This is a genomic window from Streptomyces sp. NPDC059696 (genome assembly GCF_042733745.1).
Lineage (GTDB): Bacteria > Actinomycetota > Actinomycetes > Streptomycetales > Streptomycetaceae > Streptomyces.
The window spans coordinates 19,319-43,971 of the sequence record NZ_JBHWFG010000024.1 but is presented as its reverse complement, the minus strand read 5'-3'; the positions used below and the strand labels follow the sequence as shown (position 1 = coordinate 43,971).

At 73.0% G+C, this 24,653-nt stretch carries 18 protein-coding genes; 17 read left to right on the top strand and 1 reads right to left on the bottom strand.

The window, feature by feature from the left end:
• Nucleotides 1-197: 197 nt before the first annotated feature.
• The 4 genes from ACFV20_RS24805 to ACFV20_RS24790 all read left to right on the top strand — a co-directional run bounded on the left by ACFV20_RS24805 (nucleotide 198) and on the right by ACFV20_RS24790 (nucleotide 5,698).
• A complete protein-coding gene (locus ACFV20_RS24805) occupies nucleotides 198-3,050 on the top strand; it encodes a beta-N-acetylglucosaminidase domain-containing protein (protein WP_385659805.1) in 2,853 nt (950 codons plus the stop codon).
• A gap of 79 nt (nucleotides 3,051-3,129) precedes the next feature.
• Entirely contained in the window at nucleotides 3,130-3,663 is a 534-nt protein-coding gene (locus tag ACFV20_RS24800) for a helix-turn-helix transcriptional regulator (RefSeq protein ID WP_385659803.1), read from the top strand.
• On the top strand, nucleotides 3,660-4,346 hold the full coding sequence (locus ACFV20_RS24795; protein WP_385659802.1) for an ABC transporter ATP-binding protein: 687 nt from the start codon (nucleotides 3,660-3,662) through the stop codon (nucleotides 4,344-4,346). Before ACFV20_RS24800 ends, ACFV20_RS24795 begins: the two co-directional genes overlap by 4 nt.
• Complete coding sequence (locus tag ACFV20_RS24790) at nucleotides 4,343-5,698, top strand: ABC transporter permease (RefSeq protein WP_385659800.1); 1,356 nt, start codon at nucleotides 4,343-4,345, stop codon at nucleotides 5,696-5,698. Before ACFV20_RS24795 ends, ACFV20_RS24790 begins: the two co-directional genes overlap by 4 nt.
• 99 nt (nucleotides 5,699-5,797) lie before the next feature.
• On the opposite strand, the gene ACFV20_RS24785 is transcribed toward ACFV20_RS24790, so the two are convergent.
• On the bottom strand, nucleotides 5,798-6,334 hold the full coding sequence (locus ACFV20_RS24785; protein ID WP_086560153.1) for an HNH endonuclease: 537 nt from the start codon (nucleotides 6,332-6,334) through the stop codon (nucleotides 5,798-5,800).
• Between the two features lie 342 nt (nucleotides 6,335-6,676).
• Between ACFV20_RS24785 and ACFV20_RS24780 the strand changes: the two genes are divergently transcribed.
• From ACFV20_RS24780 to ACFV20_RS24720, 13 genes are all read left to right on the top strand, one after another.
• Nucleotides 6,677-7,756, top strand: a complete 1,080-nt coding sequence (locus ACFV20_RS24780; RefSeq protein ID WP_385659925.1) for a mechanosensitive ion channel family protein — start codon at nucleotides 6,677-6,679, stop codon at nucleotides 7,754-7,756.
• A gap of 314 nt (nucleotides 7,757-8,070) precedes the next feature.
• The gene (locus tag ACFV20_RS24775; RefSeq protein WP_385659799.1) at nucleotides 8,071-9,282 is read left to right on the top strand and encodes an ROK family protein; all 1,212 of its coding nucleotides are present in this window, start codon (nucleotides 8,071-8,073) and stop codon (nucleotides 9,280-9,282) included.
• A 61-nt stretch (nucleotides 9,283-9,343) separates the two neighbouring features.
• Nucleotides 9,344-10,681 (top strand): ABC transporter substrate-binding protein, encoded by a 1,338-nt coding sequence (locus ACFV20_RS24770; RefSeq protein ID WP_385659797.1) that lies wholly within the window; start codon nucleotides 9,344-9,346, stop codon nucleotides 10,679-10,681.
• A gap of 3 nt (nucleotides 10,682-10,684) precedes the next feature.
• On the top strand, nucleotides 10,685-11,629 hold the full coding sequence (locus ACFV20_RS24765; protein WP_385659795.1) for a carbohydrate ABC transporter permease: 945 nt from the start codon (nucleotides 10,685-10,687) through the stop codon (nucleotides 11,627-11,629).
• Nucleotides 11,626-12,519, top strand: coding sequence for a carbohydrate ABC transporter permease (locus ACFV20_RS24760; protein WP_385659793.1), 894 nt, complete (start codon nucleotides 11,626-11,628; stop codon nucleotides 12,517-12,519). Before ACFV20_RS24765 ends, ACFV20_RS24760 begins: the two co-directional genes overlap by 4 nt.
• A 5-nt stretch (nucleotides 12,520-12,524) precedes the next feature.
• Nucleotides 12,525-13,790, top strand: coding sequence for a 6-phospho-beta-glucosidase (locus ACFV20_RS24755; RefSeq protein WP_385659792.1), 1,266 nt, complete (start codon nucleotides 12,525-12,527; stop codon nucleotides 13,788-13,790).
• On the top strand, nucleotides 13,781-14,752 hold the full coding sequence (locus tag ACFV20_RS24750) for an N-acetylglucosamine kinase (RefSeq protein ID WP_385659790.1): 972 nt from the start codon (nucleotides 13,781-13,783) through the stop codon (nucleotides 14,750-14,752). Before ACFV20_RS24755 ends, ACFV20_RS24750 begins: the two co-directional genes overlap by 10 nt.
• 416 nt (nucleotides 14,753-15,168) lie before the next feature.
• Nucleotides 15,169-16,626, top strand: coding sequence for a hypothetical protein (locus ACFV20_RS24745; protein WP_385659788.1), 1,458 nt, complete (start codon nucleotides 15,169-15,171; stop codon nucleotides 16,624-16,626).
• Nucleotides 16,627-16,694: 68 nt separating this feature from the next.
• Entirely contained in the window at nucleotides 16,695-17,675 is a 981-nt protein-coding gene (locus tag ACFV20_RS24740) for a glutamate ABC transporter substrate-binding protein (RefSeq protein WP_385659923.1), read from the top strand.
• A 66-nt stretch (nucleotides 17,676-17,741) separates the two neighbouring features.
• Complete coding sequence (locus ACFV20_RS24735) at nucleotides 17,742-19,076, top strand: hypothetical protein (RefSeq protein WP_385659786.1); 1,335 nt, start codon at nucleotides 17,742-17,744, stop codon at nucleotides 19,074-19,076.
• 17 nt (nucleotides 19,077-19,093) lie between these two features.
• Complete coding sequence (locus tag ACFV20_RS24730) at nucleotides 19,094-21,760, top strand: tetratricopeptide repeat protein (RefSeq protein WP_385659785.1); 2,667 nt, start codon at nucleotides 19,094-19,096, stop codon at nucleotides 21,758-21,760.
• A 3-nt stretch (nucleotides 21,761-21,763) separates the two neighbouring features.
• Nucleotides 21,764-23,179, top strand: coding sequence for a PP2C family serine/threonine-protein phosphatase (locus tag ACFV20_RS24725; RefSeq protein WP_385659784.1), 1,416 nt, complete (start codon nucleotides 21,764-21,766; stop codon nucleotides 23,177-23,179).
• 99 nt (nucleotides 23,180-23,278) lie between these two features.
• Nucleotides 23,279-24,625 carry a VWA domain-containing protein gene (locus ACFV20_RS24720; protein WP_385659783.1) on the top strand — a complete coding sequence of 449 codons (1,347 nt, stop codon included), beginning with the start codon at nucleotides 23,279-23,281 and terminating at the stop codon, nucleotides 24,623-24,625.
• Nucleotides 24,626-24,653 lie beyond the last annotated feature (28 nt).

Below are 24,653 nucleotides of genomic sequence, written 5' to 3'. Positions count from 1 at the left end.
CAATGGGTCATGGCAGCCCTACCCAGTCGGCGCGAAGGCAGACGCCCCGGGCCCGACATCGTGCTCCTGCTCACACTCCACTCCCCTCCACACGGTCAAGATTCCGGCATTCACGACACAAAGGCCACTCTCGTTGACACCCTCACCGGACGAGTGGTGGGCTCGTTCCGCCGGTCGAGCGCATCTGGAGGGGGCCTGTGGGACTGCGGCGTGGGAAGCGGACCGTGGCCCTCGCGGTCGCCGTCGTCGCCGGGAGCCTCGTCGCCCCGCCCGCCGCCCTGGCGGCGCCTTCTCCCCCGGGCCCGGCCGCGACACCGGCCCCCGAGACCGCCGGAGCGGACCTCTCCGTCTGGCCGCGCCCGCAGTCGCTGCGCGCGAACGGCGCCCCGGTCGCGGTGCCCGACGAGGTCGCCCTGATCACCGACGCGCAGGCGGACCCCCACGCGGTGCAGACCCTGCGCGAGCTGCTGCGGCGGGCCGGGGCCCGAAGGATCACCGACACGGCCGGACCGGGCGCCCTGGCCGTGCACGCCCGTACGGAGCCCGCACGCCCGGGCGACCGCCACGCCCTGCCCTCCGGCGGGTACGAGCTGACCGTGGGCCGGGGCGGGGTCCTGCTCACCGGCACCGGCGAGGACGGCCTCTTCCACGCCGTCCAGACCCTGCGGCAGCTCCTGCGCCCCGACGGCACGATCGCGGCGGCCGTCGTCCGCGACTGGCCCGGCAGCGCCGTGCGCGGCATCACCGAGGGTTTCTACGGCACCGCGTGGACGCACGGGCAGCGGCTGGCGCAGCTCGACTTCATGGGGCGCACCAAGCAGAACCGCTACCTGTACGCCCCGGGGGACGACCTCTACCGGCAGGCCCGCTGGCGGGAGCCCTACCCCGCCGCGCAGCGGGCCCGGTTCCGGGAGCTGGCCGAGCGGGCGCGCCGCAACCACGTCACGCTCGGCTGGGCGGTGGCCCCGGGGCAGGCCATGTGCTTCGCCTCGGACGCCGACGTGCGGGCGCTGACCCGCAAGCTGGACGCGATGTGGGCGCTGGGCTTCCGGGCGTTCCAGCTGCAGTTCCAGGACGTCAGCTACAGCGAGTGGCACTGCGGAGCGGACGCCGACCGGTTCGGCTCCGGCCCCGAGGCGGCGGCGCGGGCGCAGGCCCGGGTGGCGAACGCGGTGGCCCGGCACCTGGCGCGGCGCCACCCCGGCGCCGCCGGTCTGTCCCTGATGCCGACCGAGTACTACGAGGACGGCACGACCGACTACCGGCGCGCCCTGGCGAGCGAGCTGGCCGCGCGCGTCGAGGTGGCGTGGACGGGTGTCGGGGTCGTGCCCCGCACCATCACGGGCGGCGAACTGGCCGAAGCGCGCAGGGCGTTCGGGCACCCGCTGGTCACGATGGACAACTATCCGGTCAACGACTACGACCCCGGCCGCATCTTCCTCGGCCCGTACCGCGGCCGTGAACCGGCCGTCGCGACCGGCTCGGCCGCACTGCTGGCCAACGCGATGCAGCAGCCGGAGGCCTCCCGCATCCCGCTGTTCACCAGCGCCGACTACGCCTGGAACCCGCGCGCCTACCGGCCCGGGGAGTCCTGGCGCGCCGCGATCGCGGACCTCGCGGGCGGGGACCGGCGGCGCGAGCAGGCCCTGGCCGCCCTCGCCGGCAACGACGCCTCGTCGGTGCTGGACGACGGGGAGTCGGCGTATCTGCGCCCGCTGACCGAGGCGTACTGGGAGTCCCGCACGGCGGGCGGCACGGGCACCGGCGACGACGCCGCTCGGCGGCTGCGCGAGGCCTTCACCGTGCTGCGCGAGCTGCCCCGGCGGCTGTCGGGGACGGGCCTCGGCGCCGAGGTCGCCCCCTGGTCGGAGCAGCTCGCCCGCTACGGCGAGGCGGGCACGGCCGCGCTCGGCATGCTGGAGGCGCAGCACGCCGGGGACGCGGCCGCGGCCTGGACCGCGTACCGCGGGCTGGGCGCGCTGCGGGCCCGGCTGGAGTCGGCGCCGGTCGAGGTCGGCAGGGGCGTGCTGGACCCGTTCCTGCAGCGGGCGCAGAAGTCGTACGCGGCCTGGTCGGGCATCGACCACGAGCCGCCACGCAACCCCGGAGACGGCCGCACGCTGCGCCTGCCGCGGGCGCGGGCGCTGACCGCCGTGACAGCCCTGACCGAGCCCGGCACCGAGGGGACCGTCGAGGTGCACGTGCCGGGGCGGGGCTGGCGCGAGGCGGGGCGGCTGGACGCGTCCGGTGCGACCGAGGTGCGGTGCGCGGTACGAGCCGACGCCCTGCGGGTCACCGGCCCCGACCCGTCCCGCGTCCACCACCTCATCCCCTGGTTCACCGCTTCCCCCGCCACCTCCCTGGCTCTGCCCCGCGACCGGGTGGACGTGGAGACGGGGCGGACCGAGCGGCTGACCGCCCGGCTCGGGTCGCTGCGCCCCGCCGACGTGCGCGGCAGGCTCACCGCCGAGGCGCCCGACGGCGTCCGGGTCCGGGTGCCGAGGGGGGAGCTGACCGTGCGGCGCGGCACGACGGTGGAGGTCCCGGTCGAGGTGACCGTCGAGCGGGGCACCCCGCTGCGGTCGTACGACATCCGGCTGGGGTTCGCGGGGACGGACCGCACGCTCACCGTCCGGGCCGTCCCGCCCACCGGCGGCCCCGACCTGGCGCGCGGCGGCACCGCCCGTTCCTCGGGCGACGAGACGCCCGACTTCCCCGCGTCGGCGGCGAACGACGGCGACCCGCAGACCCGCTGGTCGTCCCCGGTCGACGACGGCGCCTGGTGGCAGGTCGAACTGGCCCGCCCGGCGCGGCTCGGCCGTCTCGCGCTGCACTGGCAGGACGCGCACCCCGCGGCGTACCGCGTCCAGGTCTCCCCGGACGGCCGCCGCTGGCGCACCGCCGCCACCGTGCGGAACGGCCGGGGCGGCCGGGAGAGCGTCCCGATGGACGAGCGGGACGTGCGCTTCGTGCGGGTGCAGGGCGACCGGCGGGCGACGCAGTACGGGTATTCGCTGTGGTCGGCGGAGGCGTACGCGGTCTCGGAGTGAACCCCGGGAAGTCCCCCCCTCGACATTTCCCGCCGTCCACTATTCACTCAGTACATGTACTCAGTACATAATGATCGCCATGAGCACCCGCCACATCCTGCTGGGCCTGCTCGCGACAGGTCCGAGCCATGGCTACGACCTCAAGCGACGTCATGACGAACGTTTCCCGCAGGCCCGCCCGCTGGCCTACGGGCAGGTCTACACGACCCTGCAGCGCCTCGTGCGGGACGGCCTCGCCGAGGTCGACGGCACCGGTTCGGACGGCGGCCCGGAGCGCACCGCGTACCGGGCGACCGACGAGGGGACGCGGGAACTGGCCCGCTGGGCCGGGGAGATCGCACCGCCCGCGCCCTTCGTGGCCAACGAGATCTTCGCCAAGGTCGTGGTCGCGATCCTCTCCGGCGGTGACCCGGCCCGGTACCTGAGCGCCCAGCGCGCCGCGCACATGGAGCGGATGCGGGAGCTGACGGCCCTGAAAGCCGCAGGGGGAGCCGATCTGGCGACCGTGCTCTCGGCGGACTACGCCCTCAACCACCTCGACGCCGACCTCCGCTGGATGAGCACCACGGCGGCCCGGCTCACCACCCTGACCGCGGAGGTCGACGCAGCATGAGCAGACCCGTGCCCCTCCTTTCGGCCACCGGCCTCACCAAGGCGCACGGCCGGACCCCGGCCCTGCGCGGCGCCTCGGTCGAGCTGCACGCCGGCGAGATCCTCGCCGTGACCGGCGCGAGCGGCAGCGGCAAGTCGACGCTGCTGCACTGCCTGGCCGGCATCGTCCGCCCGGACGCCGGCTCGGTGACCTATGACGGCCGGCGGCTCGAGGACCTGCCCGAGAAGCGGCTGAGCGAGCTGCGGCGCACCGAGTTCGGCGTGGTGTTCCAGTTCGGCCAGCTCATCCCCGAGCTGACGGTCCTGGACAACACCGCCCTGCCCCTGCTGCTGGCGGGCACCGGCCGGGCCGAGGCCCGGGCCCGGGCCGGTGAGTGGCTGGAGCGGTTCGGGGTGCGGGGCCAGGAGGACCTGCGGCCGGGCGAGCTGAGCGGCGGCCAGGCGCAGCGGGCAGCACTGGCCCGGGCCCTGGTCACCGGCCCGCGGGTGGTCTTCGCCGACGAGCCGACGGGCGCGCTGGACTCCCTGGCCGGCGAGCAGGTCATGACGGCCCTCGTCCACACGGCCCGCGACGCGGGCACGGCCGTCCTGCTGATCACGCACGACGCCCAGGTGGCCGCGTACGCGGACCGCGAGGTCCAGTTGCGGGACGGCGCCGTGACCGCGCTGGGGGTGACGGCGTGACGTCACTGGGAACAGATCTGCGCCTGGCCTGGGACCTGACCCGTGGTTCCGACCGCGGCGAGTGGTGGCGGGTGGCCCTGACGGCGACGGGGGCGGCGCTCGCGACCGGGTTCGCGCTGAGCGCCGTCGCCCTGGCGTCGCTGCGCGGCGGCTACGACGTGCCCGTCGCCGCCGGGCTGCTGGACGAGCCGGGCACCCGGTCCGGTGTGGCCGCCGGCCTCCTGCTGCTGCTCGTGCCGGTGCTCGGGTTCCTCGGCCAGTGCGCCCGGATCGGGGCGGTGCACCGCGACCGGCGGCTGGCCGGGCTGCGGCTGGCCGGGGCGGCACCCTGGCAGGTGCGGCGGATCGCCGCGCTGGAGACCGGTCTGGCCTGTCTGCTGGGCTCGTCGGTCGCCACCGCCTTCTCGGTGCTGCTCCTGCTGCGCCTGTGGCACCGGCCGACCGTCCTGGCCTGGGCGGGGATCGCGCTGGTCGCGGTCGGCGTGCCGCTGCTGGGGGCCGCGGCGGGCGCGCTGGCGCTGCGCCGGGTGGTGGCCTCACCGCTCGGCTGGGTGCGCAGGGTCGGGCCGCGTACCGGGCGGGGGCCGGGGCTGCTGTTCCTGGCGGGGGTCGTGCTGGTCGGGGCGGTGGCGCTGGTCGCCGTGCTCGGCGCGTCCTCGGCCGCCCCCAACCGGCCGTACGCCGGGCCGCCGCTGATGATGGTGGGCGTGGTGCTCGCGGTCGGCACGGGCGCGGTGTGGCTCTCCGGGGCCGTGGCCAAGATGACCGGACGGGCCCTCGCGACCCGCGCCCGTTCGGCGGCGGCGCTGATCGCGGCGGAGCGGCTGCGTGACGACCCGTGGGCGGCTGCCCGTACGCACGCGGCGGTGCTGCTGGTGACGGTCGTCGGGGGCGGCTTCATGGGCGTGCGCGGGGTGCTCCTCGCCGAAGTGCGCTCCGGCAAGCAGCTCTCCGAGAGCCCGGACTACTACATCACCGGCCTCGATCTCACCAGCGTCGCCATCGCGGTCGCCCTCGCGATCACGCTGTCGGGCCTCGCCGTCGGCACCGCCGAGTCCCTGGCCACCCGCCGCCGCGGTCTGGCCGCGCAGGTCGCCGCCGGGGTCCCGCGCGCGGTCCTCGGCCGCGCCCTGCTGCTGGAGACCGCGCTGCCGCTGGCACCGGCGGTGCTCCTCGCGGGCCTGGGCGGGACGGCCGTCGCCGCCTGGTACGCGCTGCTCACCGGTCACCCGTTCCCGTGGGCGGCGGCCTTGGTGCCCGTCGCCGTCTACGCCGGCTGTCTGCTCGCCGCGGCGACCTCACTGCCGCTGCTGGGCCGCTCGGTGCGGCCGGCGGAGCTGCGGTACGCGTGAGCGCCGCCCCGGCCGGCCCATGACCGGCTGGCCCCGGGGGAACAGGGGACTCCCGGGGCCGGCTCACCGTACGCGGCAGTACGAAGGCCCGGATCCTCGTCAGGCGGAAATGCCGTCGATCCGGGCCATGGCGTCGTCCGCGCCGTACGGCTGCAAGTACGGCAGCCAGCGCGGGTCCCTATGGCCGGTCCCGATGATGCGCCAGGCCAGGCCCGACGGCGGGGCGGGTTTGTGCCGCAGGCGCCAGCCGATCTCGAAGAGGTGCCGGTCGGCCTTCACGTGGTTGCAGCGGCGGCAGGACGCCACCACGTTGTCCCAGACGTGCTTGCCCCCGCGGCTGCGCGGGATGACGTGGTCGACGCTGGTTGCGACGCCACCGCAGTACATGCACCGGCCCCCGTCGCGGGCGAACAGCGCCCGGCGGGTGAGAGGAACGGGCCCCCGATAGGGAACCCGGACGAATCGCTTGAGCCGGACCACGCTGGGTGCGGGGACTGTGACGGTCGCGCTGTGCAGATAGGCGCCGGACTCCTCGAGGCAGACGGCCTTGTTCTCGAGGACGAGGACGAGCGCGCGGCGGAGCGGTACGACGCCGAGTGGCTCGTACGACGCGTTGAGGACCAGGACATGCGGCACGGATGCCTCCTTGGACGCCGGCGGCGCGTGGCTCGCGCCGGGACGATTCGTAGTCAGTCTCCCCTCATGCCTGGTGGAAGCGCCACCATGTCCCCGTAACGGGCTGGGAGTGTTTTCGACCACATCCCATTCATCCCCCGGACCATGGCCGGTTCAAGCCCAGGTGAGCACGGTCTCTCCTTCACACATTCCGCGAGAGCACACACAATGCCCCGTTAGTGTGGTGGTTCTGCCCCTTCGGTGACCCAGTCGTGACCTCGACCCCCTGAACCACCACACCGGGGCGGACCGTTGCACCTGGAGGTACCTGCCGTGTCCCTGTCCCTCGCGGACGCCGTCCTGATGGCCGCCGACCCGTCACCGTCGCCGACCCCCTCGGAGACCCAGTCCCCGAGAGTGCCCTCGCTCCAGGACGCCCAGGAGAGCGCGACGAACGCCGCGGGCTGGGTCGAGCAGAACTGGTCCACGTGGCTCGCGATCGGCCTGAGGGTGCTGCTCATCGTGGTGATAGCCGCGGTGCTGAGGGTTTTCGTGCGACGGGCGATCACCAAGCTGATCGACCGCATGAACCGGACCGTCCCGTCCGTGGACGGCAGCGCGCTCGGCGGGCTCCTCGTCAACGTCGAACGCCGTCGGCAGCGCTCGCAGGCCATCGGCTCGGTGCTCCGCTCGGTGGCGTCGTTCCTGATCATCGGCACCGCGGCGCTGATGATCCTCGGCACCTTCCAGATCAACCTCGCCCCGCTGCTGGCCTCGGCCGGTGTCGCGGGCGTGGCGATCGGCTTCGGCGCCCGCAACCTCGTCACGGACTTCCTGTCCGGCGTCTTCATGATCCTGGAGGACCAGTACGGCGTCGGCGACACGATCGACGCGGGCGTCGCCTCCGGCGAGGTGATCGAGGTGGGCCTGCGCGTGACCAAGCTGCGCGGCGACGGCGGTGAGATCTGGTACGTCCGCAACGGCGAGGTCAAGCGCATCGGCAACCTCTCCCAGGGCTGGGCCACCGCCAACGTCGACGTCACCGTCCACGCCGGTGAGGATCTGGACAAGGTGAAGGCCACCCTGGACGAGGTCGCCGAGAAGATGAGCGCCGAGGAGCCCTGGAACGAACTGCTGTGGGGCCCGATCGAGGTCCTCGGCCTGGACAGCGTGCTGCTGGACTCGATGGTCGTGCGCGTCACGGCCAAGACGATGCCCGGCAAGTCCCTGACCGTGGAGCGCGAGCTGCGCTGGCGCGTGAAGCGGGCCTTCGACGCGGCGGACATCCGGATCGTCGGCGGCGCCACGGCCGCACCGGAGGAACAGCCCGCCGACCCGACGGCGGGGATGGCCGCGCCGTCGGTGTACGCGAACACGGCGTCCCCGCAGTCGGCGGCGGCGTCCCCGCTCACTCCTCCCACCCCGACGAGCACCACGAAGTAGCAGCACGAAGCAGCACCACGAAAGAGCACCACGAAGCAGCAGCACCCCTGACGGAAGAGGGCGGTGTCCGGTTCTGCCGGACACCGCCCTCTCGGCATGTCCGGCAGGGATGCCGGGAAGGCAGGTCCGGCCCGCCGGCCCACGACAGGCCGTCCCCTCTTGACGCCCGTGCGACGCCGGGCCTACCTTCCTCCCATCGATAGGAAACTTTCCTAACAATGATCTCGAGCCATGATCGCAAGGGAACGGCCCCGATGGACTTCCCCGCCTGATCACTGAGAAGCTGAGCAGCCGAAGGGCAGGTGTGGACACGCATGGCAGGAACCGCCGGCACGCCGGGCACCCCACGCGTCCTGCGCGCCATGAACGACCGGGCCGCCCTCGACCTGCTGCTGGAGCATGGACAGCTCTCCCGCACCCGGATCGGCAAGCTCACCGGCCTGTCCAAGCCGACCGCCTCCCAGCTGCTGGCCCGCCTGGAGGCGGCGGGCCTCGTCCTGGCCACCGGCACCACCGAAGGCCGGCCGGGGCCCAGCGCCCAGCTCTACGAGGTCAACCCGGCGGCCGGTCACGCCGCCGGGCTCGACGTCACCCCCCAGCGGATCCGCGCCGCCGTCGCCGACATCACCGGCCGCACGGTCGGCCGCCACGAGCTGCCCACCCCCGGCCGGCGCACCGGCACCCCGGTCGTCCAGCAGGTCACCGACGCCCTCGACGGCGCGGTGAAGGCGGCGGGCCTCGCCCGGGACGACATCCGCCGCCTGGTCATCGGCACCCCGGGCGCCTTCGACCCCGCCACCGGCCGGCTGCGCTACGCCTCCCACCTTCCCGGCTGGCACTCCCCCACCCTGCTGGACGAGCTCGCCGCCGCCCTGCCGATGCCGTTCGAGTACGAGAACGACGTCAACCTGGTCGCGCTCGCCGAACAGCGCCTCGGCGCGGCCCGGGGCCACTCGGACTTCGTGCTGCTGTGGAACGAGGAGGGTCTGGGCGCCGCCCTGGTGCTGGGCGGCCGGCTGCACCGCGGCTGGACCGGCGGCGCCGGCGAAGTCGGCTTCCTGCCGGTGCCGGGCACCCCTCTGGTGCGCCAGGTCACCAAGGCCAACAGCGGCGGCTACCAGGAACTCGCCGGTTCGCAGGCCGTTCCCCGGCTGGCCGCCGAGCTCGGCATCGAGGACATCCCTCAGGGCGCGTACGCCGAGGCCGCCGCCGAGCTGCTGGCCAGGGCGGCCCGGTCGGAGGACGACGCCCACCGGCACCTCCTCAAGGCCTACGCGACCCGGCTGGCCACCGGCCTGGCCTCGCTGGTCTCGGTCCTCGACCCGGAACTCGTCGTGCTGAGCGGTGCCTTGCTCACCTCGGGCGGCGAGCCGCTGCGCGCCCTCGTCCAGGCCGAACTGGAAGAGCTGGCCGCCTCCCGCCCCCGCCTGGTCGTGGGTGACGTCCGTGAACACCCCGTGCTGCGCGGCGCCCTGGAGAGCGCGCTCGCGACGACGCGCGACGAGGTCTTCGACACCTCCCGCTGACCCCACCTCCTCCCCGCATTTCCCGTCTCCCCCTCTTCCCCCGTCCTCAGGGAGCTCCGTCATGCCCGGAACATCCAGAAAAGCAGCCATCGCGCTCGCCGCGTCCGCCTCCCTCGCCCTCCTCGCCACCGCGTGCACCGGCCAGTCCGGCGCCGGTGCGAGCGACGACGCGTCCAAGGAGACGACCCTCACCTTCTGGCACGCCTGGAGCGCGCCGTCGGAGGTGAAGGCCGTCCAGGACCTGGTCGCGGGATTCGAGAAGGCGCACCCCAACCTCCACGTCGACGTCGTCGGCAACATGACGGACGACAAGATGAACCAGGCCCTGCGCACCGGCGGCGCGAAGGCCCCGGACGTCATCTCCTCGTTCACCACGAACAGCGTCGGCAAGTTCTGCTCCTCGGGCGCCCTGGTGGACCTCAACCCGTTCTTCGAGAAGTCGGGCATCGACCCGGAGAAGACCTTCCCGAAGGCGATGAACGAGTACACCCAGTTCGAAGGCAACCGCTGCGCGGTCCCCCTCCTCGGCGACGCGTACGGCCTCTACTACAACAAGACGGCGTTCAAGAAGGCCGGCATCACCGCCCCGCCGAAGACCTGGTCGGAGTTCGAGAAGGACGCGAAGAAGCTGACGATCCGTCAGGGCGAGACGTACCAGCAGCTCGGCTTCATGCCGAACTACCACGGCTGGGAGACCACCACCGAGCACTACCTCGGCCAGTTCTCCCCGACCTACTTCGACCGGGACGGCACCTCGAACGTCGGCAAGGACCCCGCGTTCGAGAAGGCGTTCACGCTGCAGAAGAAGCTGGTCGACGCACTCGGCGGCTACCGCAGGCTGGAGACGTACCGCTCGAAGCTCGGTGACGAGTGGGGCCCCAAGCACCCCTTCCACACCGGCCAGGTCGCCATGCAGCTCGACGGCGAGTGGCGCCTGGGCATGGCCCTGGACGCCAAGCCGGCGTTCGAGATCGGGGTGGCCCCGCTGCCCGTCCCCGACGACCAGGCCGACCAGTACGGCAAGGGCTACATCACCGGCACCATCGCCGGCATCGCCGCGACCAGCCGGAAGCAGAACGCGGCCTGGGAGCTGGTGAAGTACATGACCACGGACACGGACGCGGTGGTGAACTTCTCCAACGCCATCCACAACGTGCCCTCGACGCTGGCGGCCCTGAAGTCCCCGAAGCTGACGTACGACCCCCGCTTCAAGACGTTCCTGGAGATCGCCGCGAACCCGGACTCCACCACGTCCCCCGCCTCCGTCAACGGCGGCGTCTACCTCACGACCATCCAGGAGTTCGGCTACGCCTACGAGAGCGGCAAGGAGACCGACCTGAAGAAGGGCCTTCAGCAGACCGCCCGGCAGATCGACACGGACATCGCGCAGGCGAAGTAGCCCATGAGCACCCACACGCTGCGGGCGAAACACCGCCGCTCGGCCCTGCGCACCCTCGCCTTCCTCTCCCCCTGGCTGATCGGCTTCTCGGTCTTCTTCGCCTACCCCCTGATCTCCACCGTCTACTTCTCCTTCATGCGCTACGACGGCTTCAAGCCGCCGGCGTGGGTGGGTACGAAGAACTGGGCGTACGTCTTCGAGCACTACCCCCTCTTCTGGCCCGCCCTGCGCAACACCCTGTGGCTGGTCGTCGTGATGGTCACGCTCCGGGTGGTCTTCGGCCTGGGCGTGGGCCTGCTGATCACCAGGATCAGGACGGCCACGGGTGTCTTCCGCACCCTCTTCTACCTGCCCTACCTGGCCCCGCCGGTCGCGGCCACGATGGCCTTCGCCTTCCTCCTCAACCCCGGCACGGGCCCGGTCGACTCGCTCCTGGAGAGAGCCGGGCTGCCCGCCCCCGGCTGGTTCAACGACCCGGCCTGGTCCAAGCCGGCCCTCACCCTGCTGGCCCTCTGGGGCATCGGGGACCTGATGGTCATCTTCATGGCGGCCCTGCTCGACGTGCCGAAGGAGCAGTACGAGGCGGCGGAACTGGACGGCGCGAGCCCCTGGCAGCGCTTCCGTTACGTGACGCTCCCGAACATCTCACCGATCGTCATGTTCGCGGTCGTCACGGGCGTGATCCAGACGATGCAGTACTACACACAGCCGCTGATCGCCGGGAAGGTCGCCTCGGGCGTGATCCAGGGCGCGGGCACACTGTTCGAGCCCGGCTACCCCGACAAGTCGACCTTGACCCTCCCCCAACTCGTCTACAACCTGGGGTTCCAGCGCTTCGACTACGGCTCGGCCTGTGTGGTGGCCCTGGTCCTCTTCGCCCTCTCCATGGCCTTCACCGCACTTCTGATGCGCCGCAGGGGCGGCCTGATCCAGGCAGGTGAACGATGACACAGCTGCTCGACACGCCCCCGGCGCTGAAAGCCCCGCCCTCACCCGCACAACGCACGGCCCACCGCAGGGCGTTGCTGGAATGGATCGCGATCCACTCGCTCGGCATCGCGGCGGCGCTCTTCTTCACCCTCCCCTTCGTCTTCGTCCTCCTCACCTCGCTGATGAGCGACAGCCAGGCGCTGAGCCGCGACCTGATCCCGCACACCTGGGAATGGGGCAACTACACCAAGGTGTTCGACACCCCCGGCTTCCTCACCTGGTGGAAGAACACCCTCGTCTACGCGGGCCTGGGCACGGTCCTCACCGTCGTCTCCTCGATCCCCGTCGCCTACGCCCTGGCCAAGTTCCGCTTCCGCGGCCGCAATCTCGCGCTGATGCTGGTCATCTCGATGATGATGCTGCCGCCGCAGGTGATCGTCATCCCGATGTACCTGTTCTGGGCGAAGCAACTGGACCTGTCCGGCACCCTCTGGCCGCTGATCGTCCCCATGGCGTTCGGCGACGCGTTCTCCATCTTCCTGCTGCGCCAGTTCCTGACGACGATCCCCGACGAGTACGTGGACGCGGCCAGGGTGGACGGCTGCGGAGACCTGCGCACCCTGCTGAAGGTGGTGCTCCCGATGGCGAAACCGGGCATTGCCGCAGTGGCGCTGTTCCAGTTCTTCTACGCGTGGAACGACTACTTCGGCCCCCAGATCTACGCCTCGGAGAACCCGGGCGCCTGGACGCTCTCCTACGGCCTGGAGTCGTTCAAGGGCGCGCACCACACCGACTGGAACCTCACCATGGCCGCCACCGTGCTGGTCATGGCCCCCGTGATCCTCGTGTTCTTCTTCGCCCAGAAGGCGTTCGTCGAGGGTGTCACGCTCACCGGAGTGAAGGGCTGAACAGCATGAAACTCACCGTGGTCGGCGGAGGCTCGACCTACACCCCCGAACTCGTGGACGGCTTCGCCCGCCTGAGGGACACCCTGCCCGTCGGGGAGCTGGTCCTGATGGACCCCGCCCAGGACCGCTTGGAGCTGGTCGGCGGCCTGGCCCGCCGTATCCTCGCCCGCCAGGACCACCCGGGCCGCGTCACCACGACCGGCGACCTGGACGAGGCGGTGGACGGCGCGGACGCGGTCCTGGTGCAACTGCGCGTGGGCGGCCAGGCGGCCCGCGAGCAGGACGAGACCTGGCCCCTGGAGTGCGGCTGCGTGGGCCAGGAGACCACCGGCGCCGGCGGCCTGGCGAAGGCCCTGCGCACGGTCCCGGTCGTCCTGGACATCGCGGACCGCGTCCGCCGCACCAACCCCGGGGCCTGGATCATCGACTTCACCAACCCGGTGGGCATCGTCACCCGCGCCCTGCTCCAGGCCGGCCACAAGGCGGTGGGCCTGTGCAACGTGGCGATCGGCCTCCAGCGCAAGTTCGCCGCCCTGCTGAACGTGACGCCGCCGGACGTCCACCTCGACCACGTGGGCCTCAACCACCTCACCTGGGAGACGGCCGTACGCCTGGGCGGTCCCGAAGGCGAGGACGTGCTGCCGAAACTGCTGGGCGAGCACGGCGACACGATCGCCGCCGACCTCCGCCTGCCCCGCCCCCTGCTCGACACCCTGGGCGTGGTCCCCTCCTACTACCTGCGCTACTACTACGCGCACGACGAGGTCGTACGGGACCTGCGGACGAAGCCGTCTCGAGCGGCCGAAGTGGCGGCGATGGAGAGCGAACTGCTCTCGCTGTACGCGGACCCGGCCCTGGACGAGAAGCCGGAGCTGCTCGCCAAGCGGGGCGGCGCCTTCTACTCGGAGGCGGCGGTGGACCTGGCGGCGGCCCTGCTGGGCGGCGGCGGCTCGCCGTACCAGGTGGTGAACACCTGCAACCGGGGCACGCTGCCGTTCCTGCCCGACGACGCGGTGATCGAGGTGCAGGCCGCGGTGGGGTCCAAGGGCGCGTCCCCGCTGCCCGTGCCCCCCGTGGACCCGCTCTGCGCCGGTCTGATGGCGAACGTGACGGCCTACGAGGACCTGGCCCTCCAGGCCGCCCTGCACGGCGGCCGGGACCGCGTCTTCCGCGCCCTGCTCGCCCATCCCCTCGTCGGCCAGTACGCGTACGCCCAGACGCTCACCGACCGGCTGATCGCACACAACCGGGAGCACCTCGCGTGGGCCTGAGCGCACGAGTCCTCGCCATCGACGCGGGCAACAGCAAGACGGACGTCGCGATCGTGACGGCGGACGGGGACGTCCTCGCCACGGCACGCGGGGGCGGCTTCCGCCCGCCGGCCGTGGGCGTGGACGCGGCGACGGACGATCTGGCCGTGACCGTCGCCGAGGCCCTCGCCACCGCGGGGCTCACCTCGGTCACCCACGTGTCGGCGTGCCTGGCGAACGCCGACTTCCCGGTGGAGGAGGAGCGACTGGCCGCGGCGCTGCGGGCCCGCGCCTGGGGCACGACGGTGACGGTCCGCAACGACACCTTCGCCATCCTGCGGGCCGGTGCGACCGAACCCCGGGGCGTGGCGGTCGTCTGCGGCGCGGGCATCAACTGCGTGGGCATGCGCCCCGACGGCCGCACGGCCCGCTTCCCGGCCCTGGGCAGGGTCTCGGGCGACTGGGGCGGCGGCTGGGGCCTGTCCGAGGAGGCCCTGTGGCACGCGTCCCGGGCGGAGGACGGCCGCGGCGCCCCCACCGCCCTGTCCCACACCCTCCCCGCCCACTTCGGTCTGCCCTCCGTGTACGCCCTGGTGGAGGCACTGCACCTGGACCACATCCCGGCGCTGCGCCGCCACGAACTGACCCCGGTCCTCTTCGCCACCGCCGCCGGCGGCGACCCGATCGCCCGCACGATCGTGGAACGCCAGGCCGAGGAGGTGGTCGGCATGGCGGTGGTCGCCCTGACCCGCCTGGACCTCCTCGACGAGCCGGCACCGGTCCTCCTGGGCGGCGGCGTCCTGGCGGCCCGGCACGCCCAACTGAACGACCACATCGCCCACTTGCTGGCAGCCCGCGCCCCGAAGGCGACGCCGCACGTGGTGACGGCGAGCCCCGTCCTGGGCGCGGCGCTGCTGGGCCTGGACGCGGTGGACGCGAGCGAGGAGGCACAGGGCCGGTTGCGGAGGTACTACGGCGTATGACCCGCCGGGGCTGAGGCGGCGCGATGCGCAACTCGCCCACGACTGCCCGCAGCGGGGGCGGAAGTCCGCACGCACCCGCACCCGCGCACGGCGAGAAGGGGACGGGTCGGGGGGTCCGCCCGCAGCGGTTGGCGCGTCAACGAACAGTCAGTCGGCACGCACGTCCATCGCGCCGTTCCGAGGACGGACACCCCCCGACACGTCCCCGCCCCACCACCCGTCGGCAGGCGAGGACGCGCGCCCCCACCCACCCGCTCGGGAACCGAACCAACCCCCCGTACGTGTTCCATGACGGGGCGTGGCGCCTGGGGGCGGAGCGCCACGCTGCGATCCGATCAAGATCGGGGCAAGGCCGGTGCGGATGTCGGCCCCGGCAGCGATACTTGCGTCGACGGATGACCATGGGGGAGGTCACAGTGACGTACACGCCGAAGAGCAGTCCGCCACCACCGGGCCCGGGCCTGCCCGTCCTCCCGGCGGTCCCGGCGCAGGTGGCACCCGCACCCCCCACCGGGCCCGGCGCACACACCCCCGCGCCCTCCAGTCCCCCCACGGGCCCCCGCCGCACCGCCTTCGCCGAGGGCGTCGACCAGCTCCGCTCGGCCGCCACCACCGAGCCGGGCCGACTGCGCGTCATCGGCGCCCTCCTGGCCCTCCTCGTCCTCGCCTTCGGCGCCGTCACCGCCTGGCAGATGACCGACCGCGCGGCCGCCGCCGACGACGTCCTCACCCGCAGCCAGCCCCTCAGCTCGGACGCCGCCGACATCTACCGCTCCCTCGCGGACGCCAACACCGCCGCCTCCAGCGGCTTCCTCGCCGGCGGCCAGGAGTCGGCCGCCACCCGCGACCGCTACGAGCGGGACATCCGCACCGCCGCGGAGAAGCTCGTCAACGCCGCCGCGAACGCGGACCCCGACTCCCCCTCCACCCGGACGATCGCGAAGCTCAACCGGCTCCTGCCGGAGTACAAGGGCCTGGTGGAGCGCGCCCGCACCTACAACCGGCAGGGCTTCCCGGTAGGCGGCGCCTACCTCCGCTACGCCAATGAGAAGATGCAGCGGCAGATGCTCCCGGCGGCACAGGACCTCTACACCAAGGAGAACCAGCGCCTCGCCGCGGACTACGCGGCCGCCACGCCCTACCCCTGGGCGGCCATCGCCCTCGGCCTCGCCGCCCTGGCCGCCCTCGCCTGGGCCCAGCACCGCACCTACCGGCGGACGAACAGGGTCCTCAACCACGGCCTGGTCGCCGCGACCGCGACCGCGACGGTCGTCCTGCTCTGGCTGGTCGTCGGCCACACCCTGGCCCGCGCGGGCCTGAACGACTCCTTCGACCACGGCGTCCGCTCCCTGAACGTCCTGCACGACGCCCGTATCGCCTCCCTCAAGGCCCGGGGCAACGAGAACCTGACGCTGGTGGCCCGCGGCGCGGAGACGAAGAAGGTCGGCGACGAGACGTACGACGCCTACGACTACGACTTCGGCAGGGACATCAAGGCCCTCGCCACCCACCTGGCGGCGGCCGGGAAGCTCGCCGACGACTCCGCGGGCGAACGCCCCCTCACCGCCGCCCTGGGCAACATGCAGGAGTGGCAGAAGCGTCACGGCGCGGCCCGCGAGCAGGACGAGAACGGCAACTACCAGCAGGCGCTGGACCGGGTCATCGGCGCCAAGGGCGCGACCGGCGAGTGCTTCGACAGCGTCGACGAGAACCTGCGCACGGCACTCGCGCACGAGGAGACGGAGTTCAAGCGCGCGGCGGGCGACGGCCGTGACGCGCTGACGGGCATGCCGGCGGGAGCGGCCGTACTGGCGGTGCTGGGCGCCGCGGGCGCGGTCGTGGGCATCGGCCGCAGGCTGTCGGAGTACCGATGAACAGGCCAGGGGCGAAGGGAGGAACGACCGTGCGAGACACGCTCAGGGGCTGGGGCGGAGTGACCGCGATGGCAGTCGTCTGCGCCCTGGTGGCGCTGGTGGCCCTGTGCCTGCCGCTCACCACGAGCACGAGGACCGCCCAGAGCGCCACCGCGACCACCCGTACCGTCGAGACCGGCGCGGAGGAGGACTGCGAGGCCCCCGAGAAGCAGACCCTCTCCCCCTCGTCCGCCGACGGCGACACCATCCGGGCCATCAAGAACCGCGAGGGCGAGAAGCGCAAGCTGGTCGTCGGCGTCGACCAGAACAGCTACCGGTGGGGCTACCGCAACCCCAACAGCGGCAAGACCGCGGAGCTCGAGGGCTTCGACATCGACCTGGTCCACCGCATCGCCGAGGACATCCTCGGCGACCCCGACGCCGTCCAGTTCAAGGCGATCCCCACCAACCAGCGCATCCCGGCGATCCAGGACGGCAGTGTGGACATGGTCGTGCGCACCATGACGATCAACTGCGATCGCATCGCCGACGTCGCCTTCTCCGCGCCCTACTTCCAGACGGGCCAGCAGGTCCTCGCCCCGAAGTCCTCGCCCGTCAAGGGCTACGACGACACGCTCGCCGGCCGCAAGGTCTGCACCGCGGCCGGCTCCACGGCGTACTCCACGCTGGAGGCGGACCAGAAGGCCGGCGAACTGCCCGCCAGCACCGACATATCCACCACCGTCCCGAACCAACTCGACTGTCTGGTGCGGCTCCAGCTCGGCGAGGTCGACGCCGTGGTCACCGACGGCGCGCTCGCCGCGAGCCAGGCCGCGCAGGATCCGACGGTTCAGCTCAAGGGTGACCCCTTCACTGCCGAGTACTACGGCGTGGCGATGAAGAAGGACGCGGACGATCTGGTACGCCGGGTCAACCGGATCCTCGTGGACTACCGCGAGGACACCGCGAACGGCTGGCAGGCGTCGTACGACCAATGGCTGTCGGCAACACTGGGCAAGGATGCGAAGAAGTCGGAACCCCCGGCACCGCAGTACCTCCGCACGAGCTGACGACCGGCGCACGACCGGACCACGACGACACGCCCCGACGGGCACGACCGCAGCGAGAGGTGATCGATGGGCGCCACGGGACCCACCGGGCCGGTGATGGACCGGGACGAGGTGGACCGTGCGCTGGCGCGGCTCGGCGCGGAACACGAGGCGATCGAGACCTCGCTCCTCGCCCTCCAGGACCACGCGGGCCGCAGACTCCTGGAGGGCGCCGAGCTGACCGGCGTCACCCGGGAGCGCTGGACGTCCACGGAGGCGTCGATCACGCTGCTGTGGACCTACTTCGACGCGTACACCGACGCGCTGCGCTCCGCCCGCGACATCCGGGCCCGCCGCCGCTGGTCCAGCCGCGAGGACCTCGTGGAGCTGACGGAACTGCTGAACGGCGAGTCCGTCACGGTCGCGGGCAGCGCCGCGGCGACGGCCAACGCCCCCACCCTGCACGGCGGTCCGACCAAGCTGAGCGAGCGCTACTCGCTCAGCACCCTCGTCGACCGGATGAACGAGCTGTACGCGACCAGCCTGGACATGGTGGTCGCCGCGGACGCGGTCTGGTCGGCGCTGCCGGCGAGGATCGACCTGCTCGCGGCGGAACTCCAGCGCACCCGCCGCCTCGCGCACTCCGTCGGCGTGCGCCCCGGCGAGCACCCGGCCGGTGACGACCTGGAGCGCATCACGCGGATACTGACCACACTGCGCGAGCAGGTGGTCTCGGACCCGCTGGCGTTCTGGCTGGCCGCGGAGGGCAGTTCGGCGCCGGGCGGCGGCAGACCGGACACGACGGTGTACGACCGTGAGGCACGCGCCCTGGAGGACGTGCGGCGCGAGATCGACGCGGTGCTGACGGTCCGCCAGGACGCCGAGAAGCGGATCGTGAGGCTGCGGGACATCCTCAGCCGCGCGGACCGCACGCTGGCCGAGGCACGCACGGCACGCGGCGAGGTCCTCGCGAAGATCGCGGCGACGGAGGTGCCGGTCGTCAGCGGACCGCCGACCGTGCTGCAGGAGCAGCTGGCGGCCGCGGCCGAGTACCGCAGGCAGGCGCAGTGGCACCGGCTGTCGCCGCTGCTGGAAGCCCTGGAGCAGAAGGCCGAGGACGAACTGCTGCGGGCCCGCGAGTCGTTGACGGCGGTCACCGCCCCGCTGGCGGTCCGCGCGGAGCTGCGCGGCCGTCTCGACGCGTACAAGGCGAAGGTCGCCCGGCACGGCTTCGCCGAGGACACCCTGCTGGTGGAGCGGTACGAGAAGGCGCGCCGCATGCTGTGGAGCGCCCCCTGCGACCTGCGCGCCGCCGAGCAGGCGGTGCTGCGCTTCCAGCACGCGGCCGCCGAGCTGCTCGGTGGCCCGCGGGTGCCGGGGCAGGACGTGCCGCAGGACGACCGGAGGGGGCCGGGCGCATGAGCGACGAGGGGGATTCCATGACGCAGGCACCGCAGGAGCCCGCCGGCGCGCCGCCGCGCGCCTGCCGGCGCCCCGGCTGCGACGGCGCGTACGAGGACATGGGCGGCGGCGAACTGTACTGCGACACCTGCGGCCTGGCCCCCGTCGTCGCGGCGAACGGTACGGCCGGTTCGCCGCGCGCCTGCCAGCGCCCCGGCTGCGACGGCGCGTACGAGGACATGGGCGGCGGCGAACTGTACTGCGACACCTGCGGTCTGGCCCCGGTCGTCGCGGCGAACGGGATGGTCGGTTCGCCGCCCACCGGCGTCACCGCCGGAGGCAGGGGCGGCTCGCGCGGGTCGGCCGGGAGTGGCAGTTCGCGCTCCAGCGGCCGCAGTTCGCGCACCTCGTCGCAGTCGTCGAAGTCCCGCCGCTCGGTGTCGGGGCGTCTGTCGCGGTCCCTGTCGGGAAAGTCGACGGGCCGCTCGGTGTCGGTGCGCAGCTCCGGATCGACCGCCGGTTCCGGATCGCGTGGCCGGCTGGGCGCCGGGCTGGTGCAGGTACCGCCGATCCCGCGGCCCGACCCGCGCGAGATGGTCCTGGACAACCCGGAGGTGCCCGAGCGCAAGCGGTTCTGCTCGCGCTCGGACTGCGGCGCCCCGGTGGGCCGGGCGCGCGGCGACCGGCCCGGGCGCACGGAGGGGTTCTGCACCAAGTGCGGCCACCCGTACTCCTTCGTGCCGAAGCTGAGGTCCGGCGACGTGGTGCACGGCCAGTACGAGGTGGTCGGCTGCCTGGCGCACGGCGGTCTCGGCTGGATCTACCTCGCCGTCGACCGGGCGGTCTCGGACCGCTGGGTGGTCCTCAAGGGCCTGCTGGACACGGGCGACCAGGACGCGATGGCGGCGGCGATCTCCGAGCGGCGGTTCCTCGCGGAGATCGAGCACGCCAACATCGTCCGGATCTACAACTTCGTGGAGCACCTGGACCAGCGCACGGGTTCGCTCGACGGCTACATCGTCATGGAGTACGTCGGCGGCAAGTCCCTCAAGGAGATCGCCAACGCCCGCCGCACCCCGCAGGGCAGACGCGACCCGCTGCCGGTGGAGCAGGCCTGCGCGTACGGCATCGAGGCGCTGGAGGCGCTCGGGCACCTGCACAGCCGGAACCTGCTGTACTGCGACTTCAAGGTCGACAACGCCATCCAGACCGAGGACCAGCTGAAGCTGATCGACATGGGCGCGGTGCGCCGGATGGACGACGAGGAGTCGGCCATCTACGGCACGGTCGGCTACCAGGCCCCGGAGGTGGCCGAGGCGGGCCCGTCGGTGGCGAGCGACCTGTACACGGTCGCCCGGACCCTGGCGGTCATGACCTTCGACTTCCAGGGCTACACGAACGTCTACGCCGACTCGCTGCCCGACCCGGACCACATCGAGGTGTTCCGGCAGTACGAGTCGTTCTACCGGCTCCTGGTGCGCGCCACGGATCCCGACCCGGCGCGCCGGTTCGCCTCCGCGCAGGAGATGACCGAGCAGCTGACGGGCGTCCTGCGGGAGGTGGTCTCCCTCCAGACGGGCCGCGCCCGCCCTGCCCTGTCCACGCTGTTCGGTCCGGAACTGCGGGTGACGGACACCGAGTTGTTCCCGCGGCTGGACGGCGAGGTGTCCCGGCTGGGGGCGCGGGTGGGCCCCGCCCGGGCGGGCACCGGCGCTGCGGCCGTCCTGGCGCCCCCGCGGGGTCCCGAGGGCCCGCACGGCCTCGTCAGACCCGTCGACACCCCGGCCGCCGCCTTCTCCCTGCCCGTCCCGCGCGTCGACCCGACCGACCCCAACGCCGGTTTCCTGGCCGGCCTGATGACCTCGGCACCGGGGGAGCTGCTCGGTGCGCTGGCGGCCGCCCCGGCCCCGTCGATCGAGACGCGGCTGCGGCAGATCCGGGCCTGGCTGGAGACCGGGGACCCGGCTGCGGCGCTGCGGGAACTGGTCGCGCTGGAGGGTGAGCGGCCCGACGACTGGCGGGTGGTCTGGTACCGGGGCGTGGCGGCCCTGGTGACGGGCGACGACGAGGGCGCCGCGCTCGCCTTCGACGCGATCTACGACGCCTTCCCGGGCGAGATCGCGCCCAAGCTAGCGCTCGGCCTGTGCGCGGAGGTGCTGGGCCAGCTCGACAACGCCGCCGAGTACTACCGGCTGGTGTGGTCCACCGACCCGAGCCATGTGAGCGCCGCGTTCGGCCTGGCCCGCGTCCAGTTGGCGACCGGGGACCGGCACGGTGCCGTACGGACGCTGGAGTCGGTCCCGGAGTCGTCCATCCACTACACGGCCGCGCGGGTCGCGGCCGTCCGCGCGCGGCTGCGGCAGCGCACTCCGACCGCCGCCGACGCGGCGTTCCTCGGGGATCTGACGGCGGCCGCCGCGCAGGTCGAGGCACTGGAGGCGTACGGTCTGGACCCGGCGCGCCGGGAGCGGTTGTCGGCCGAAGTCCTCGGTTGCGCGCTGGACTGGGTACTCTCCGGGGGCCAGGGTTCCGCCCCTCCCGCCGCCGGGGGACGGACGCTGCTCGGCAGCGGCCTGGACGAGCGGGGCCTGCGTTTCGGTCTGGAACGCTCGTACCGCATGCTGGCCCGGCTGGCGCGGGGCGGCGAGGAGAGGATCGACCTGGTGGAACGTGCCAATCGTTACCGCCCCCGGACGTGGGTGTAGTTGATGTCGCAGATGCCCCGGTTGTCCGCCTGCCCGAGTTGCGAGGAACCCCTCGAATCGGGTGACCGTTTCTGCGGCGCGTGCGGATACGACCTGTCCGCCGTGCCGGAACGGCCGCAGGACAACCCCACCATCGCCCTGAACGGCTCGGTGCCCGCCCAGGGCACTGGGCCCGGCGCGTACCCCGAGCCCCCGTCGGCGCCCCCCGCCGGCGCGGCCTGGCCCGCTCCCGGACCGGACGGCGCGGGTGCCCCTGAGGCGGCGCACCTGCCGTCGGACCTGCCGGGCACCGACTCGGGCGGCTCCCCCCTGCCGCCGGAGGCGCCCTGCCCGCCGGGCGCCCCGCCGGCCGGGGCCGGGGGCGTGCGCTTCGACCGGCCGCCGCGGCCCGACGAGCCCGCCGCGTCGCCGGAGATCTACCAGACACAGCCCGACGAGTACCTCCTCCAGGCACCGGACCCACGGGTGTCCGCCGAGCCGGCGGCCCAGGCCGCGGGCGCCGGCGGCAAGGTCTGCGTCGCCTGCCGGGCCGGCCGCGTGGACGACGACGGCTACTGCGAGAACTGCGGCCACGCCCAGCCGCGCGAACGGGACCACATGGAGCAGGAGTCCGGCCCGGTGGCCGCGGTCAGCGACCGCGGTCTGCGCCACCACCGCAACGAGGACGCGTTCGCCGTCGGCACCACCACGCTGCCCGACGGCTCGCCCGCCTCCGTCGCGATCGTCTGCGACGGCGTCTCCTCGGCGACCCGCCCCGACGACGCCTCCGCGGCGGCGTCCAAGGCGGCGGGTGACACGTTGCTGGCGGCCCTGCCGCGCGGCGCGCACCCGCAGCAGGCGATGCACGACGCGATCCTCGCGGCCTCCCGTGCCGTCAACTCGCTCGCCGCGGAACCGGCCACGGCCCGCGAGCAGGCCCCGCACCAGAACGCCCCGGCGTGCACCATCGTCGGCGCCGTGGTGACCTCGGGCCTGCTGATCGTCGGCTGGGTCGGCGACAGCCGCGCCTACTGGGTGCCGGTCGACCGGAGCGCTCCCCCCGCCCGGCTCACCGAGGACGACTCCTGGGCCGCGCAGATGGTCGCCGCGGGCCTGATGAACGAGGCGGAGGCCTACGCCGACGAACGCGCCCACGCGATCACCGGCTGGCTCGGCGCCGACGCCTACGAGCTGGAGCCGCACACCGCCGCGTTCAAGCCGGACCGGCCCGGTGTGGTCGTGGTCTGCACGGACGGCCTGTGGAACTACGCGGAGGCGGCCGAGGAGATGGCCCGGGTCGTCCCCCTCGACGCGAGCGCGCATCCGCTGCACAGCGCCCGGGTGCTCGTCGGTCACGCCCTGGACGGCGGGGGCCACGACAACGTAACAGTGGCGCTCGTGCCGTTCCCGGCCGTGCCCCAGGGGGCAGGATCGGCCTGAGGCCACGTACGGGGACGCCTCGGCGGACCGGAGGGGACCGGTCCGCCTACCGTCATCACCCCGCCTCGGCGGGGGCTTTGAAGGGGGATCGAAGCAGGCATGGCCAACTTCTCGAAGTCGAACGTGCCCCAGTTCTCGGTGGACGTCTACCAGAACGAGTACCTGCCGGAGGGGGCCGGCGAGGTCAACGCCATCGTCACGGTGACGGCGACCGGCGGCGGCACGATCGGCAGCGCGGTCGCGGCCCCCCACCTCTACGCGCCCGGCCAGGGCCCGTCGGCGGCCGTGGCGATCATGGTCGACTGCTCGGGGTCGATGGACTACCCGCCGGCCAAGATGCGCAACGCCCGCGACGCCACCGCCGCGGCGATCGACACCCTGCGCGACGGCGTGCACTTCGCGGTGATCGGCGGAACGCACGTCGCGAAGGAGATCTACCCGGGCGGCGGCCGCGTCGCCGTCGCCGACGCCACCACCCGGGAGCAGGCCAAGCAGGCTTTGCGCTCGCTCAGCGCGGGCGGCGGCACGGCCATCGGCACCTGGCTGAAGCTGGCCGACCGCCTGCTGTCCTCCGCGGACGTCGCGATCCGGCACGGCATCCTGCTCACCGACGGCCGCAACGAGCACGAGTCACCCCAGGACCTCAAGGCCGCGCTCGACGCGTGCGCCGGGCGCTTCACGTGTGACGCGCGCGGCGTGGGCACCGACTGGGAAGTGAAAGAAGTCACAGGGATCGCCTCCGCCCTGCTCGGCACCGCCGACATCGTCGCCGACCCGGCCGCGCTCGCCGCCGACTTCACGCAGATGATGGAGACGGCGATGGGCAAGGAGGTCGCGGACGTCTCGCTGCGGCTGTGGACCCCGGTCGGCACGACCGTGAAGTTCGTCAAACAGGTCGCGCCGACGGTCGAGGAACTGACCGGCCGGCGCACCGAGGCGGGCCCGCGCGCCGGCGACTACCCCCTTGGTTCCTGGGGAGACGAGTCGCGGGACTACCACGTCTGCGTCCAGGTCCCGGTCGCGCACATCGGGCAGGAGATGCTGGCGGCCCGGATCTCGCTGGTCGTTCCGCAGCCCGACGGCAGCGTCCACAACCTCGGCGCGCAGGGTCTGGTGCGGGCGGTGTGGACGGACGACATGGTCGCCTCGACGTCGATCAACCCTCAGGTCGCCCACTACACCGGGCAGGCCGAACTGGCACAAGTCATCCAACAAGGCCTGGATCTTCGCAAGTCGGGCAATATGGATGGAGCAACGGCCAAACTGGGCCGGGCCGTTCAGCTCGCGAGTGCCTCCGGGAACGCCGATACTGCGAAACTGCTTGCGAAGGTGGTGGACGTGGTCGATGCCGCGACCGGTACTGTGCGACTTAAGGCGAAGGTCGCGGAGGCTGACGAGATGACGCTCGAAACTCGTTCCACCAAGACCGTTCGTGTCAAGAAGTGACCTGGAAGAGATCGAAGGAGGGACGCGC